This window comes from Streptomyces monticola (assembly GCF_042665355.1).
Taxonomy (GTDB): Bacteria; Actinomycetota; Actinomycetes; order Streptomycetales; family Streptomycetaceae; genus Streptomyces; species Streptomyces monticola.
On sequence record NZ_JBHTCF010000001.1, the window covers coordinates 660,410 to 675,969 of the forward strand.

At 70.9% G+C, this 15,560-nt stretch carries 12 protein-coding genes; 11 read left to right on the forward strand and 1 reads right to left on the reverse strand.

Going from position 1 to position 15,560, the window contains the following annotated elements:
• The first annotated feature begins 185 nt into the window (after nucleotides 1-185).
• The 10 genes from ACFQVC_RS02720 to ACFQVC_RS02765 all read left to right on the forward strand — a co-directional run bounded on the left by ACFQVC_RS02720 (nucleotide 186) and on the right by ACFQVC_RS02765 (nucleotide 12,618).
• The gene (locus ACFQVC_RS02720) at nucleotides 186-905 is read left to right on the forward strand and encodes a GntR family transcriptional regulator (RefSeq protein WP_381827064.1); all 720 of its coding nucleotides are present in this window, start codon (nucleotides 186-188) and stop codon (nucleotides 903-905) included.
• 182 nt (nucleotides 906-1,087) lie between these two features.
• Nucleotides 1,088-2,086, forward strand: coding sequence for a substrate-binding domain-containing protein (locus ACFQVC_RS02725; protein WP_381825984.1), 999 nt, complete (start codon nucleotides 1,088-1,090; stop codon nucleotides 2,084-2,086).
• An 80-nt stretch (nucleotides 2,087-2,166) separates the two neighbouring features.
• Nucleotides 2,167-3,168, forward strand: a complete 1,002-nt coding sequence (locus tag ACFQVC_RS02730) for a sugar ABC transporter substrate-binding protein (RefSeq protein WP_381825986.1) — start codon at nucleotides 2,167-2,169, stop codon at nucleotides 3,166-3,168.
• Nucleotides 3,165-4,238 (forward strand): ABC transporter permease, encoded by a 1,074-nt coding sequence (locus tag ACFQVC_RS02735; RefSeq protein WP_381825988.1) that lies wholly within the window; start codon nucleotides 3,165-3,167, stop codon nucleotides 4,236-4,238. The genes ACFQVC_RS02730 and ACFQVC_RS02735 overlap by 4 nt, the downstream gene beginning before the upstream one ends.
• Complete coding sequence (locus tag ACFQVC_RS02740; RefSeq protein WP_381825991.1) at nucleotides 4,235-5,068, forward strand: ATP-binding cassette domain-containing protein; 834 nt, start codon at nucleotides 4,235-4,237, stop codon at nucleotides 5,066-5,068. Before ACFQVC_RS02735 ends, ACFQVC_RS02740 begins: the two co-directional genes overlap by 4 nt.
• A 139-nt stretch (nucleotides 5,069-5,207) precedes the next feature.
• A complete protein-coding gene (locus ACFQVC_RS02745) occupies nucleotides 5,208-6,365 on the forward strand; it encodes an ROK family glucokinase (RefSeq protein ID WP_381825993.1) in 1,158 nt (385 codons plus the stop codon).
• Nucleotides 6,366-6,947, forward strand: a complete 582-nt coding sequence (locus tag ACFQVC_RS02750; protein WP_381825995.1) for a sugar kinase — start codon at nucleotides 6,366-6,368, stop codon at nucleotides 6,945-6,947.
• Between the two features lie 85 nt (nucleotides 6,948-7,032).
• On the forward strand, nucleotides 7,033-7,236 hold the full coding sequence (locus tag ACFQVC_RS02755) for a hypothetical protein (protein WP_381825997.1): 204 nt from the start codon (nucleotides 7,033-7,035) through the stop codon (nucleotides 7,234-7,236).
• A gap of 67 nt (nucleotides 7,237-7,303) precedes the next feature.
• Nucleotides 7,304-10,207: a DEAD/DEAH box helicase gene (locus tag ACFQVC_RS02760; RefSeq protein WP_381825999.1), complete on the forward strand. Its 2,904-nt coding sequence runs from the start codon at nucleotides 7,304-7,306 to the stop codon at nucleotides 10,205-10,207.
• Between the two features lie 371 nt (nucleotides 10,208-10,578).
• Nucleotides 10,579-12,618, forward strand: coding sequence for an SWIM zinc finger family protein (locus ACFQVC_RS02765; protein WP_417851972.1), 2,040 nt, complete (start codon nucleotides 10,579-10,581; stop codon nucleotides 12,616-12,618).
• 298 nt (nucleotides 12,619-12,916) lie between these two features.
• Here the strand turns inward: ACFQVC_RS02765 and ACFQVC_RS02770 are convergent, their stop codons facing one another.
• On the reverse strand, nucleotides 12,917-13,729 hold the full coding sequence (locus tag ACFQVC_RS02770) for a hypothetical protein (RefSeq protein WP_381826003.1): 813 nt from the start codon (nucleotides 13,727-13,729) through the stop codon (nucleotides 12,917-12,919).
• 870 nt (nucleotides 13,730-14,599) lie between these two features.
• On the opposite strand from ACFQVC_RS02770, the gene ACFQVC_RS42565 reads away from it, so the two are divergent.
• A complete protein-coding gene (locus tag ACFQVC_RS42565) occupies nucleotides 14,600-15,331 on the forward strand; it encodes a transposase (RefSeq protein WP_465270583.1) in 732 nt (243 codons plus the stop codon).
• Nucleotides 15,332-15,560 lie beyond the last annotated feature (229 nt).

Consider the following 15,560-nt stretch of genomic DNA (forward strand, 5'->3'; position numbering starts at 1 on the left):
GGCGGCCGTCTCCGCTTCCTGCCGGACGGATCCCCCGGCTCCTGCCCGGACCGCTTCCGCCCCTGTCGGTCGCCGCCTTTTGTCCGGACAATCGAACTTCAGGACTTCCCGTCATCCTCTCCCAGGACTACGCTCGCCCCGTGTCCAAGCCAGTAGCCGACCACGCCGAAGCGCTCCAGCTCGGCGTGGACCGCAGCAGTCCCGTTCCGCTGTACTTCCAGCTGTCGCAGCAGCTGGAGGCGGCGATCGAGAAGGGGCGGCTCGCGCCGGGGAGTCTGCTCGGCAACGAGATCGACCTGGCGGGACGCCTCGGTCTGTCCCGGCCCACCGTGCGGCAGGCCATCCAGTCCCTGGTCGACAAGGGGCTGCTCGTCCGCCGCCGAGGGGTCGGCACGCAGGTCGTGCACAGCCAGGTCAAGCGCCCCCTTGAGCTCTCCAGCCTCTACGACGACCTCGAAGCCGCGGGCCAGCGCCCCGCCACCCGCGTACTGCACAACGCGGTCGAGCCCGCGTCGGCGGAGGTCGCGGCCGCGCTCGGCATCGCCGAAGGCGCTGACGTACACCGTGTCGAGCGGCTCCGCCTGGCCCACGACGAGCCGATGGCGTATCTCTGCAACCACCTGCCCGTCGGCCTGCTCGCCCCGGAGACCGCACGTCTCGAGGCCACCGGTCTCTACCGCCTCATGCGCGCCGCCGGCACCACCCTGCACAGCGCGCGCCAGACAGTCGGCGCCCGCGCCGCCGCGCCGCAGGAGGCCGAGTTGCTCGCGGAGCCCGAGGGCGCGCCGCTGCTGACGATGGCGCGCACCACCTTCGACGACACCGGGCGCGCGGTCGAGTTCGGCTCCCACATCTACCGCGCCTCGCGCTACTCGTTCGAGTTCCAGCTGCTCGTACGCCCCTGAGGGGCCCTGGAGTGTCCCTGAAATGCCCCTGAAGTCGCCGTCGGGGCACGGCACTTGGGCGTGCACCCCCGGGCCCCATAACGAAGTAAGAATGTTCTGACAAATTCATTGACGGGTCCGTACGCCCGCCGCTAGAACTCCCCCAGCCGCACCGGGCGGCCCGACGAAGGGGTGGGTCCACCATGCGTACAGCCCGCACAGCGACAGCTCTCGCCGCCTGCGCGGCGGTGATCGCGCTCGCCGCCGGTTGCAGCGGCTCGGGCGGCAAGGAGTCGGAGGACAAGGCCGACGACGCGCCCGGCGGCGGCAAGGTCTCCGGGCCGCGTCTGAAGATCGGGATGGTGACCCACTCCGGCGAGGGCGACAGCTTCTGGGACATCGTGCAGAAGGGCGCCGAGCAGGCGGCCGCCAAGGACAACGTCGAGTTCCTCTACGCCAACAACAAAGAGGCCAAGGAGCAGGCCGAGCTCGTCCAGTCGTATATCGACAAGAAGGTCGACGGGCTGATCGTCACGCTCGCCAAACCCGACGCCATGAAGGACGTGCTCGCCAAGGCCGCCAAGGCGGGCATCCCGGTCGTCACCATCAACTCCGGCGCCCAGTTCTCGCAGAAGTTCGGTGCGCTCACCCATATCGGCCAGGACGAGGCCGTGGCCGGCGAGGCCGTGGGCGACGAGCTCAGCAAGCGCGGCCTGAAGAAGGCCCTCTGTGTCATCCACGAGCAGGGCAACGTCTCCCTGGAGGAGCGCTGCGCGGGAGTCAAGAAGACCTTCAAGGGCTCGGTCGAGAACATCAACGTCAACGGCACCAACATGCCCGAGTCCCAGTCCACCATCCAGGCCAAGCTCGACTCCGGCGCCGACTACGACGTGGTCGTCACCCTCGGAGCGCAGTACGCGGAGGCCGCCGCCCAGGCCAAGCAGGACTCCGGCAGCAAAGCGGAGATCGACACCTTCGACCTGAACAAAGTGGTGGTCGGCCAGCTCAAGTCCAAGGCGATCGGCTTCGCCGTCGACCAGCAGCCCTACCTGCAGGGCTATCTCGCCGTGGACGGGCTGTGGCTCCACAAGACCAACGCGAACGTCATCGGCGGCGGCAAACCGGTCCTCACCGGCCCCGCCATCGTGACCGGCAAGGACGTCCCGAAGCTGGAAAAGCTCACCGCGAACGGGACCCGATGACCCCGCTGGCCGCACAGCTGATCGCGGTGACCGATACTTGGGCGGCACCGCAATATGTACGGCAAGAAGGGCACGGCTTCGTGGCAAGCGTTCGAACCTGGGTGGGCATCGCGCTCGCGGCGGCACTCGGCATCTCCATGACCGGCTGCAGCAGCACGGGCGGCAAGCGCGCCGAGGACGCCCGTAAGGCCCAGGCCCAGGGCAAGGCCGCGGTCGACACCCCGCGCTGGACCATCGGCATGGTCACCCACTCGGGCGACGGCGACACATTCTGGGACATCGTCCGCAGCGGCGCCGAGCAGGCCGCCGTCAAGGACAACATCAACTTCCTGTACGCCAACCACGACGAGGGCAAGGAGCAGGCCCAGCTGGTCGACTCCTACATCGACAAGGGCGTGGACGGCCTGATCGTCACCCTTGCCAAACCCGACGCCATGAAGGCGGCCGTCGCCCGCGCGGAGAAGGCCGGCATCCCGGTGATCACCGTGAACTCCGGCTCCGCCGAGTCCAAGGAGTTCGGCGCCCTCACCCACATCGGGCAGGACGAGACCATCGCCGGCGAGGCCGTCGGCGACGAGCTCAACAAGCGCGGCAAGAAGAAGGCCCTGTGCGTCCTGCACGAGCAGGGCAACGTCGGCCACGAGCAGCGCTGCGAGGGCACCAGGAAGACCTTCAAGGGGCAGCTGCAGAACCTCTACGTCGACGGCACCAACATGCCCGACGTCCAGTCCGGCATCAGCGCCAAGCTCCAGGCCGACGCGGACATCGACGCGGTCGTCACACTCGGCGCGCCCTTCGCCGACACCGCCGTCAAGGCCAAGGCCGACGCGGGCAGCAAGGCGGAGATCGACACCTTCGACCTGAACGCCAAGGTCGCCGCGGGCCTCAAGGACCGTTCCCTGGGCTTCGCCATCGACCAGCAGCCCTATCTGCAGGGCTACGAAGCGGTCGATCTGCTGTGGCTCTACAAGTACAACGCCGATGTGCTCGGCGGCGGCCGCCCGGTCCTCACCGGCCCGCAGATCATCACCGAGAAGGACGCCGCCAAGCTCGAAGAGCTCACGAAGCGGGGGACCCGATGAGCGCCACCGCCCCGGCCCCGACGCCGGACGCACCGCACAAGGCGGGCAAGACCACCGACGAACGCCTTCTGCAGACCTCGCTGCTGCGCAAACTGCTCGGCCGCCCGGAGCTCGGCTCGGTCGTCGGCGCCATCGCCGTCTTCGTCTTCTTCTCGTTCGCCGCCGACAGCTTCCTGCAGGCCTCCAGCCTGTCCACGGTGCTCTACGCCTCGTCGACGATCGGCATCATGGCGGTGCCGGTGGCGATGCTGATGATCGGCGGCGAGTTCGATCTGTCGGCCGGTGTCCTGGTGACCAGCTCCGCGCTGATCTCCTCGATGTTCAGCTACCAGATGACGGCCAACGTGTGGGTCGGCGTCCTCGTCTCGCTGCTCACCACGCTCGCCATCGGCGTCTTCAACGGCTTCATGCTGACGCGTACGAAACTGCCGAGCTTCATCATCACGCTCGGCACGTTCCTGATGCTGACCGGCCTGAACCTCGGCTTCACCAAGCTGATCAGCGGCACCGTCTCCACCAAGTCGATCTCCGACATGGAGGGCTTCGAGTCCGCCAAGACGCTCTTCGCCTCGCAGATCACCATCGGCGGCGTCGACTTCAAGGTCACCATCCTGTGGTGGATCGCCCTGGTCGCCGTCGCCACCTGGATCCTGCTCCGCACCCGCGCGGGCAACTGGATCTACGCGGTCGGCGGCAACATGGACGCCGCCCGCGCGGTCGGCGTCCCCGTGATCAAAACCAAAATCGGCCTCTATATGGGCGTCGCTTTTGCCGCCTGGGTCTCCGGACAGCACCTGCTCTTCTCCTTCGACGCCGTGCAGTCCGGCGAGGGCGTCGGCAATGAGCTGATCTACATCGTCGCGGCCGTCATCGGCGGCTCCCTGATCACCGGCGGCTACGGCTCAGCGATCGGCTCCGCGTTCGGTGCCTTTATCTTCGGCATGACCGGCAAGGGCATCGTGTACGCGGAGTGGAACGCCGACTGGTACAAGTTCTTCCTCGGAGCGATGCTCCTTCTGGCGACCCTGCTCAACCACTGGGTCCGCAAGCGCGCGGAGGCCACCAAATGACGACCCCCGAGCCGGCCGACGCGACCCCCGAGCCCGTCGACGCGGACCAGGCCCCCCTCATCGAGCTGGACGCCGTCAGCAAGTACTACGGCAACATCCGCGCCCTCGAAGGCGTCTCCCTGGAGGTCCGCGCGGGCGAGGTCTCGTGCGTCCTCGGCGACAACGGCGCCGGCAAGTCCACCCTCATCAAGATCATCTCCGGGCTTCACCAGCACGACGCCGGGACGTTCCGCATCGAGGGCGAGGAGACCCGCCTCAGCAACCCGCGCGACGCCCTCGACCGCGGTATCGCCACCGTCTACCAGGACCTCGCCGTCGTCCCGCTGATGCCGGTCTGGCGCAACTTCTTCCTCGGCTCCGAGCCCACCAAGGGCGTGGGCCCCTTCAGGCGCCTCGACGTGCAGCAGATGCGCGCCACCACGCGCGAGGAGCTGCTGCGCATGGGCATCGACCTGCGCGACGTCGACCAGCCCATCGGCACCCTGTCCGGCGGCGAGCGCCAGTGTGTGGCCATCGCCCGCGCGGTGTACTTCGGCGCCAAGGTCCTGGTCCTGGACGAGCCGACGGCGGCACTCGGAGTGAAGCAGTCGGGCGTCGTCCTGAAGTACGTCGCCGCCGCGCGTGACGCGGGTCTCGGCGTGGTTCTGATCACCCACAACCCGCACCACGCCTACCTGGTCGGGGACCGTTTCGTACTCCTCAAGCGCGGCACCATGGCAGGCAGCCACCAGCGCTCCGAGATCGGCCTCGACGAACTGACCCGCCAGATGGCGGGCGGCTCCGAACTGGACGAACTGAGCCACGAACTGGAGCGCGCCCAGTCCGAGTAGTGCCACGGCCCGCCGCCCAGGGGTGCCCCGCAGGGTGTCCCGGCGGCGGGCACAGGCCCCGTCCCGCCCCCGGCGCAAGGCGCCACCTGGCCGGACGCCACCATGCACCGCCCCAGCGGGGTAAGGCAGAATCGCCCCGATGAGCACCTACCGCGATCTCGCACACCGCGGCTCCGCACGGGCCACCGTCCTGCGCACCGTCGGAACCCGCGAACGACGCTCCCACCTCACCGCCCCGCGCGTGCCCACGGTCGGCATCGACATCGGCGGTACGAAGGTGATGGCGGGCGTCGTGGACGCGGACGGGCAGATCCTGGAGAAGGTCCGCACCGAGACCCCGGACAAGTCCAAGAGCCCCAAGGTCGTCGAGGACACCATCTGCGAGCTGGTGCTCGACCTCTCCGACCGGCACGACGTGCACGCCGTCGGCATCGGCGCTGCGGGCTGGGTCGACGCGGACCGCAACCGGGTGCTCTTCGCCCCGCACCTGTCCTGGCGCAACGAGCCGCTGCGGGACTCCCTGCAGTCCCGGCTCGCCGTCCCCGTCATGGTCGACAACGACGCGAACACCGCCGCCTGGGCGGAGTGGCGCTTCGGCGCGGGCGCCGGCGAGGACCACCTCGTCATGATCACCCTCGGTACCGGCATCGGCGGCGCCATCCTCGAGGACGGCCAGGTCAAGCGCGGCAAGTTCGGCGTCGCCGGAGAGTTCGGCCATATGCAGGTCGTGCCCGGCGGACACCGCTGCCCGTGCGGCAACCGCGGCTGCTGGGAGCAGTACAGCTCCGGCAACGCCCTCGTCCGCGAGGCCCGTGAACTCGCCGCCGCGGACTCCCCGGTGGCGTACAACATCATCGACCGGGTCCAGGGCAATGTCTCCGACATCACCGGGCCCCTCATCACCGAGCTGGCCCGTGACGGCGACGCCATGTGCGTCGAGCTGCTGCAGGACATCGGGCAGTGGCTGGGCGTCGGCATCGCCAACCTCGCGGCCGCCCTCGACCCGTCCTGCTTCGTGATCGGCGGCGGTGTCAGCGCCGCCGACGACCTGCTGATCGTGCCCGCCCGTGACGCCTTCCGGCGCCACCTCACCGGCCGTGGCTACCGCCCCGAGGCCCGTATCGCCAAGGCCCAGCTGGGCCCCGAGGCGGGCATGGTGGGCGCCGCCGACCTGGCCCGGCTCGTGGCCCGCCGCTTCCGCCGCGCCAACCGCCGCCGGGTCGAGCGCTACGAGCGGTACGAGCGCTACGCACAGGCGATCCGCACCACCGCCCGCCAGACCCAGGGAAACAAGTAGATGGCTCCGTCCGTGCCCCGCCAGTCCCCGCCCCCGGACGAGCAGTCCAGACCGCCCGAGGACCGCAAGCACATGATCAGGCGCCGCTGGTTCACGGCGATCATCATCGTGCTGCTCATCGGCATCCCCGCGGGCTATCTGGCCATCTCCGCGGGCCAGAGCCGGGACAGCGGCCGCGACAAGGAGAAGAAGTACTCCGCCACGGGCCTCACCGAGGGCTGGCCGTCCCGCGTCCAGCGCCGGGTCTACCAGGTGCCGATCCCGCCGTACTCGGAGCGCGTCGCCTACTACGAGACCAACAACTGGCGCACGAGCCGGCTCTACGTCCAGTTCCTCACCAGCAACGAAGGCCTCGAGAACTTCCTGGAGAAGATCGGCAGCAGCGTCGACGACCTCAAGGAAGGCGACATCACCATCACCGCACGCGACCGCAAGATCGTCGGCTGGGACTTCACGGGACCCGGGCCCTGGTCGGGGCTCACGCACGAGCAGAAGGACCCGCACCCCACGCAGGACGTCACCGTGGACCGCTCCAATCCCGAGCACCCCATGGTCTATGTGGTGTCGAGGGCGAATCCGTAGCCGGGGGCGCCGAAGCGGTGGGCGGGGGCGGCCAGTCCTTTGACGGGGTCGGCCAGTCTTTGACGGGGTCGGCCAGTCTTTTGTCGTGGACGAGCGGCTCGCGGTCGTGGACGAGCGGCCCGCAGTCATCGGTGGCCGGCCCGTGAGTGATCCGGTGACCGGTCCGGCGGACGAGCTGGTGACCGCTGAGGGCGATCCGGTGACCGGTGCGGCGGGCGAACCCGTGAACGCGTCGGCGCCCGCGCCCCGCGTCCCGGCCGATTGTCAGTGGCCCTCCGTACAGTCGTAGACAGTGATCCGCGGGCACCCGGTCCGCGGCTCGTCCACGACCGGCGTGAGGGGAGGTGAGCCGCACCATGAGTTCTTCATCCGTTGCATCCGTTGCATCCGTTGCATCCGTCGCAGGTGCCAGTTGCAGCGCCAGTGCCAGAGCCAGTGCCGCCGCAGTCGCTGGGCCCGAGACGCCCGTGCGCCTGGCCGCGCTCTTCCTGCCCGCCGTGCTGCCACGCGAAGGCCGGCTCGCCTGGTGGGACCCGGACGGCGGGCCGCTGCCCGAGGGCCCGGGTGAGCCGGTGGAGCTGACGGTGGCGCGCAGGCAGGGAGCCGCCGTGCGCAGAGTCACCGTCCCCGCCCTCACACTCCCGGTAGCGGAGGCACTGCCCGCGCTGCTGCGCGCCCGCAGCCACCCGGCCGCCCACCCCGCGGCGGCCTGCTGGGGCGCCGCCGCCCAGCTCGCGCTGCGGCTCGTGGCCCGCGGCCGGCTCCTGCCCGGTCTCACCGCCGACGACTGCGACGCCTGGCGAGCGGGACCGCTGGACGCCGACGACATCGGGCACCTCCGCGCGGTGGCGGCCGCCCTGCCTCCCGAGGGCCACGCCGTTCCCCTCGCCGATGAGCAGCCCCTCCAACTCCCCGCACCCGAAGCCCTGATGAGGGCATTTCTCGACGCGGTCGCCGACACCCTGCCCCGCACCCTCGCCGCCGAGCACGCCGCGGGCGCCCCCTTCGCCGCCCGCGCCCCGCAGCATCTGCCCGCCGCCCGCGACTGGGCCGCGGAGGCCGCCGCCGGTATGGACGCGGGCGTGCGCATCTCGCTCCGCCTCGACCTGTCGGGCTACGACCTGTTCGACCGCCATGACGAGGACGACACGGCCCGCACGGCCGGCGCGGCCGTCGTCCAAGTGCACAGCCTCGCCGACCCGACCCTCGTCATCGATGCAGCGGAGCTGTGGGCGGGGGAGGGCGAGGAGAGCTTCGGGCCGCGCGCCCGGGTGGACGCGGCGCTCGCCCTGCGCCGGGCGGCCCGCGTGTGGCCACCCCTGGAGCGGCTCAGCGAGCAGGACACCCCGGACATCCTGACCCTGTCCGAATCGGAGTTGTACGACCTGCTCGGCACCGCCTCAGCCCGCCTCGGCGCCGCAGGGGTCGCCGTGCACTGGCCGCGCGATCTGGCCCAGGACCTGTCGGCGGCCGCCGTCGTACGCACCGCACCCGGCTCCGCCACCGACGGCACCGGCTTCTTCGAGGCCGAGCAACTCCTCGAATTCCGCTGGCAGCTGGCGCTCGGCGGCGACCCGCTCAGCGAGGCGGAGATGGATCTGCTCGCCGAGTCGCACCGCCCCGTCGTGCGCCTGCGCGACCAATGGGTGCTCGTCGACCCGGCCCTGGTCCGCAAGGCCCGCAAGCGTGAACTCGGCCTCCTCGACCCGGTCGACGCCCTGTCCACCGCCCTCACCGGCACCGCCGAGGTCGACGGCGAAGAGGTCGAGGCCGTGCCCGTCGGCGCCCTCGCCGTCCTGCGCGACAGGCTCACTGCGGGCCTCACGCCCGCGGAGCCGCCTCCCGGCCTCGACGCCCGCCTGCGCGACTACCAACTCCGGGGCCTGGCCTGGCTCGACCTGATGACCTCACTCGGCCTCGGCGGCTGCCTCGCCGACGACATGGGCCTCGGCAAGACCGTCACCCTGATCGCCCTGCATCTGCGCCGCGCCCGCCCCGAACCCACCCTGGTGGTGTGCCCCGCCTCCCTCCTCGGCAACTGGCAGCGGGAGATCACCCGGTTCGCGCCCGGCGTCCCGGTGCGCCGCTATCACGGCACGCAGCGCTCCCTGGAGGACCTGGACGGCGGCTTCGTCCTCACCACCTACGCCACCATGCGCACCGCCGCACCCCGCCTCGCGCAGCAGGCCTGGGGCATGGTCGTCGCCGACGAGGCACAGCATGTGAAGAACCCCCACTCGGCCACCGCGAAGGCCCTGCGCACCCTCCCCGCCCCGGCCCGGGTCGCCTTGACGGGCACGCCGGTCGAGAACAACCTCTCCGAGCTGTGGGCCCTGCTCGACTGGACCACCCCCGGCCTGCTCGGCCCGTTGAAGGCCTTCCGCTCCCGGCACGCGCGCGCGGTGGAGGGCGGTGAGCAGGACGACGCCGTGGAGCGCCTGTCGCGGCTCATCCGACCCTTCCTGCTGCGCCGCAAGAAGTCCGACCCGGGCATCGTGCCCGAGCTCCCGCCGAAGACGGAGACCGACCACCCGGTGGCGCTCACCCGTGAGCAGGCCTCGCTGTACGAAGCGGTGGTCCGCGAGTCGATGGCCGCGATCGAAGCGGCCGAGGGCATCGCGCGGCGCGGTCTGGTCCTGAAGCTTCTGGGCGCCCTCAAGCAGATCTGCAACCACCCGGCGCAGTATCTGAAGGAGGGCCCGGCCCACGGCGGCGCCGTCCGTCTGGACGGCCGCTCGGGCAAACTCGCCCTCTTGGACGAGCTGTTGGACACCATCCTCGCCGAGGACGGCTCGACGCTGGTCTTCACGCAGTACGTCGGCATGGCCAAGCTCATCGCCGAACACCTCGCCACGCGCGCGGTCCCGGTGGAAGTGCTGCACGGAGGCACCCCCGTGGCCGACCGCGAGCACATGGTGGACCGTTTCCAGTCCGGCGCGACACCCGTCCTCGTCCTCTCCCTCAAGGCGGCCGGCACCGGCCTCAACCTCACCCGCGCGGGCCATGTCATCCACTTCGACCGCTGGTGGAACCCGGCGGTGGAGGAGCAGGCCACGGACCGTGCGTACCGCATCGGCCAGACCCAGCCGGTGCAGGTCCACCGGCTCATCACCGAAGGCACGGTCGAGGACCGGATTGCCGAGATGCTCACCGCCAAGCGCGCCCTTGCCGACGCGGTGCTCGGCTCCGGCGAGTCGGCCCTCACGGAACTGACGGACCGTGAGCTGTCCGATCTGATCTCTCTGCGGAGGCCCGCATGACACCGCCCCCGGAGCGGGAGAGCCCGCCGCCCCTGGACAAGGAGAGCCCGCCGCCCCTGGACAAGGAGAGCGCACCCCCGGGCAAGGAGAGCCCACCCCCGGGCAAGGAGAGCCCGGCGGAGAAGGCCCGCCGCGCGCTGCGCGAGGCGCGGCGCGGTGGTGCCGTGGTCACGGGGGACGAGGGCGCCCCGGTGCGGGAGCAGGGCCAGAGCGCGGAGGGCGACGCGGGGACGCGGCGCCCCTCTGAATCCCCTGAACCGGCGTCCCCTGGAGCGACGTCACCTGGGTCGGCGTCCGCTGACCGGGCCTCCTCGGGGCCTGTATCACCGGGCCCTGCATCACGGGGCCCTGCATCACGGGGCCCTGCATCTCTGGACCCGGCCTCCGCACGCACCGACGTGGCACCGTCCGACACTCCACTGCCCGGTGCCGCACCATCCGGTGCCACCGGGGCCGCCCGCCCCGGCGACGTGGCCCGCGAGGCGCTGCGCGCGGCTCGCACGACGGCGCAGGGAACCGGCACGGCGCGTACGGCCCCGGCGGAGAAGGGAGGCCGGGCAGGGACGGATGGCCCGGCGGGAACGGATGGCCCGGCAGGGACGGACGACTCGGCCCGGACGGACGCCCCGGCGGAATCCGGACCGGCGGCCCGCCCCGTTCCTCCGGCCGCGCCCACACCCCGCTCGGGTGCGGGCGTCCGCCCCGGCAGCCCCGGTGGACCGGCCGACACCGTCGAGGAGTTGCGGCGTATGGTGCGCGCCGGGCGCCGCGGCAGCGGGGAACCCGCGGCGGCCGCGAAGAGCGCGGCCGCCGAGCACGCTGCGGGTGGCGGCGGCGACGCCCGTAAGGAGACCGCGCAGCCGAGGACCGACGAGGACCCCACGCGCGCGGCGAGCGCCGCCGCCCGTGCGGCCCTCGCGCGGGCGGGTGCCGAACGCCGTAAGGCCGCGCGCGGCTCCTCGCACCCCAGGCGCACCCGCCGCAAGGCTCCCCGTCAGTCGGCCGCACCGAACTCCGCGGAGGCACAAGGCCGTTCCACAACCACATCCGCATCCGCCGCAGCCCAGCAGCCGGGACCGGCCACGGGGGCGGCCCGCCCCACACCACCCGAGGACCTGCGCCGCACCTTCCCGGCGGCTGCACTCGACACCTCTCCAAATGCCACTCCGAACACTTCTCCGGCGCAGTCCGGAAAGAGCCGCCCCGCGAGAAGGGACGCCAACACAGATTCAGCGGCCGCCAGTTGGTGGGGGAGTGCCTGGATCACCGCTCTGGAGGAGTCCGCGCTCGATCCGGCCCGGCTCGCGCGCGGCCGTGACTATGCGGGGCAGGGGCATGTGGACGCCATCACCGTCACCCCCGGCCTGGTCCTCGCCTATGTGCACGGCAGCCGCCCCCGCCCGTACCGCACGAAGATCGCGCTGCCCACGTTCACGGACGAGGAATGGGACCGTTTCCTCGACGCCGCCGTGGCTCGCCCCGGCCATATCGCGGCGCTGCTGGACCGTCAGATGCCGCACTCCCTGGCCGACTGCGGGGTCTCGCTCCTTCCGGGCCCCGGTGATCTGCACCCGGAGTGCTCCTGCCCCGACTCGGGCCGCCCCTGCAAGCATGCGGCGGCGCTCTGTTACCGCACGGCGCGGCTGCTCGACGAGGACCCGTTCGTGCTGCTGCTGATGCGCGGCCGGGGCGAGCGCCGCCTCCTGGGGGAGCTCTCCCGGCGCAACGCCACGCTGGCGGCGCGCACCGACAAGCCCCGAACTCCCGCGCGCCTGCCCGGAGTCCGGGCGAGCGAGGCACTCGCGCCGCGCTCCCTGCCGCCCCTGCCGCGCCCCCTGTCGCCGCTCCCGCACCCGGAGCAGCCCCCGGCCTACCCCGCCGCGCCCGGCGGCCCCGACCCGCTCGCCCTCGACCAGCTGGCCACGGACGCCGCGACCCGCGCGCACACCCTGCTCGCCACCGGCCAAGACCCGGTGGCCGGGCTCACGTTGTGGCAGGACGCGGTCCGGCTTGCCGCCGCCCGTCCCGGCTCAGGTCTGACCGCCACCGGCCGGGGCCTGTACGAGTCGCTCGCCGCCGCGGCCGACCGCACACCCGGTGACCTGGCCCGCGCCGTCGCCGCCTGGCGGCAGGGAGGCCTGGAGGGCCTCGCCGTACTCGAAGAGCCCTGGGACCCGCCCGCGGGCCGCTTCGACCAGGCCCGACCCGCCCTGCGCGCCGCGGAGTTCCCGCTGTTCACCCCGTGGCGCAATCGCCTCACCCACCCCGCGGGCACACTTCAGCTCCGCCTGGGCCACGACTCCCTCTGGTACGCCTACGAGTCCGAGCCCGGCCACGACGACTGGTGGCCCCGCGGCACCCCGGACCACGACCCGGTCGGCGCCCTCACCGCACTGACGCCCGGTCGGTGAGGCCGCGCGTATCCTCCGCCAGGTCACGGAACGGGACCTCAGGCGTATCCAACTCGGCCACGCCCAGGTCCTCCCGGAGCAATTCCGTTACGCGGACGGTGAGTTGAGGCCCGGAGATACGATGGGGGCGTGGCAGCCGTGAGGGACTTCAGTCGCGAAGGACGCCTGTTTCGAGTCACAGGTTTCAACCCTTCGCATCGTCAGCTCTTCCTGAGCGGCGATGCGCTGCCCATGGAAAAACCACGACGCGCATCGAAGTCGCTTTCGGGCACGTGGATTTGATGTTCCTCAGGCCCTACTACAGGAATGGAGTGCACATTCGCCGAGCGTCCCACGAAGAGTTCGCCGAACTCAGCACGCGGCATGCTCTTGCAGCGGACGACGCTCCGGACACCTGGCTGCTGGAGCGTGACGGTGACACCTTCGTGGTGTCAGCCGGACCGAGTTGACGCGAGGCCGAGTAGGAGCTGATGGGTGACCGCGAGTGGCTCATTCTGCACGCGGATGACGGATGCCGCAGGTTGGGTGTGCGGACGTAAGGGACCCTGCCGATGCCTGCGTGGTCAGGGTCGGCGAAGTCCCAGACCGATTGAATGCCGGCGCGGCGCCGGAAGCCCTCCCGCGCACGCATTCCGCGGGCCGTCTGGGTGCTCAGCTGAGGCTCGTAGCCCAAGACGATGCCGTTGGCGCCATCGATGCGTACGTCGAGGCGTGCGTGCCCGTCGGCGGTCTGCGACTCGATGTCGGCGTGGAAGCCATGATCTTCGGAATCCTTCGCGACGCGTTCCTTGCGGGCAAGGTGCTCGTCGGACTCGTGGCTGATGGGCTTGTCCCCGGGTTTCCGGTAGTGGGAGGCAAGCCATACGCCATCACGCTGGATCAGGTACACGGGGACACGTCGGCCACGAAGGTCCCGGCAGTCGGGGCAGATGAGCCCGCGCTTGTCGATAGGAACACGTCCGCGCATACGGAGGAGCACTTGGAGGAGGTCTTCGTCCTGCGGGACACCGAGGTCGGGGCGGTCCAAGTCGAGGTTGCGGCCCGCCGGTTCGTAGTAGACGGGGTTACGGAAGAGCTCTTCGTCGCTGTCGATCTGAAGGTCGTCGTCCATGAGTGCTCCCCCCCGCAGCCGTCACGAGTAGGTCCTGCAACGCTACGGCGAAGCTCTGACAATCGGGGCTGAGCTGAGGAGAGGCGTCTGCTGAAGGGGCGTCAGCCGGAAGTTCAATCAAGAAGACATGCCGGCGTTCACGCGGGGCGCACTGGAATGCGCCGAAGGAAACGCAAGGCGCGCGCGGCGGTGGGGAGCTTCCATGGTCTGCAGATCGGCCGACGTGATCTGCGTGAGGGCGGGCGGCAGTTGGGGAGCATGCCAGCGAACGCTGCTGCAGTCCCGCGGACTGACTCCTGACATCTCGGACCGACGTGTCCTGACCATCCTGTGTCGACGCGGGGCGAGGCAGTGCGCTTGGACGCCGGACCGGGCGAGCGTGTCTGGAGCACTGCACTGCGGGGTGTCCTCTGCACCGTTTCACTGGTGACCGCTCTCCGGGCCCGCGGCGCGGCTACTGACCTTCGACGGGGGATGAACCATCGAGTCGTCACACCCGCCTCGAGCCGAGGGCCGCGCTGCAGATGCGGATGAGGTGGTACTGGGGGTCGACACGCATCGCGACGTTCACGTTGCGGCAGTCGTCTCGTTGACGGGGCACGTCCTGGGCGTTGGACGTTTCCCGGCAACAGCGAGTGGCTACAGCCGACTTGCCCAGTGGGCCGGCCGGTGGGGTGCGGTCGACGTGCCGGGGTGGAGTGCTCCGGCAATTACGGCGCGGCGCTGTCTCGGCGTCTGCTGGCTGAGGGCATCACGGTGGTCGAGGCTCCTGGCCCCGGACCTTCGGCTCGGCGCCGGCGGAGCAAGTCCGACGAGGGCGATGAGGTAGCTGCAGCCCGGTCCGTGCTCAGCGGCCGTGCGCAGTCCCCGGTGAAGGCAGGCGATGGCCCGGTCGAGATCGCGCGCATGCACCTGATGGCCAAAGACTCCGCGGTGAAAGCCAAACGGCAGGCCGTGAACCAGATCAAGGCCCTCCTGGTCACCGCTGACCCGGCCCTCAGAGAGGAGCTGCGGAGTCTGTCGCGGCGTCGTCTCACCCTTTCCTGCCTGCAGTTGAGCGAAGGCGGCGAGGAGGTGGATCCGGTCGCGCGGGCGACCAGGTTCACGGTGCGGGTGCTGGCGGAACGCGTCGAGCACCTTGATGGGCAGGCTCGAGTGCTGGAGCAGCGACTGTCTGAGCTGATCGGCACGCATGACCCGCGCCTGCTCGATGCTGTCGGAGGCGGAGCGCACAGTGTGGCGGTGTTGTTGACGGCCCTGGGGGACACCGGCGAGCGCATGCGGGGTGAGGCGTCGTTCGCGGCGTCGTGCGGGGCCAATCCGGTCGAATACTCCTCGGGCAGCCGGGCAGCCGGGCAGCCGGGCAGCCGGGCAGTACCGCCGGCTCAACCGCGGCGGCAACCGGCAGGCGAATGTGGCCCTGCACCGCATTGTGCTGTCCTGGTTGCGCTGGGATCCGCGTACGCAGGCGTACTACGAGCGGAGGGTGACCGAGGGGAAGACCCGGCGCGAGATCATCCGCTGTCTGTAGCGGTACGTGGCCCGCGAGATCTACCGGCTGATCACTACCAGTCGTCAGGGAGCCGTGGACGGGCACTGTGAAGGTCAGTCGGAGAACCGCATGCCGGCCAGGCAGCCGACGCCGGTTCAGGGGATGGATGAGGTGGTACTCGTCGGTGAGGATCACCAAGATGTCCTGGAGGTCCTTGGCCTGGTAGCCGAGCGGTGAGGGCGGCTCGGTAGGAGCGGTCGAAGACGTGCCTGGCGTCGGCGGGTGCAAGACCGGGCCTCCCGCACAGCCCGGTCCCGGTGAGGTCGGCGGCGCGAGGGG

Coding starts and splice junctions, on each gene's coding strand:
- ACFQVC_RS02750 (WP_381825995.1), top strand. CDS start 6,366: ATGGCTCCGTCCGTGCCCCGCCAGTCCCCGCCCCCGGACGAGCAGTCC.
- ACFQVC_RS02735 (WP_381825988.1), top strand. CDS start 3,165: ATGAGCGCCACCGCCCCGGCCCCGACGCCGGACGCACCGCACAAGGCG.
- ACFQVC_RS02770 (WP_381826003.1), bottom strand. CDS start 13,729: ATGGACGACGACCTTCAGATCGACAGCGACGAAGAGCTCTTCCGTAAC.
- ACFQVC_RS02740 (WP_381825991.1), top strand. CDS start 4,235: ATGACGACCCCCGAGCCGGCCGACGCGACCCCCGAGCCCGTCGACGCG.
- ACFQVC_RS02725 (WP_381825984.1), top strand. CDS start 1,088: ATGCGTACAGCCCGCACAGCGACAGCTCTCGCCGCCTGCGCGGCGGTG.
- ACFQVC_RS02745 (WP_381825993.1), top strand. CDS start 5,208: ATGAGCACCTACCGCGATCTCGCACACCGCGGCTCCGCACGGGCCACC.
- ACFQVC_RS02760 (WP_381825999.1), top strand. CDS start 7,304: ATGAGTTCTTCATCCGTTGCATCCGTTGCATCCGTTGCATCCGTCGCA.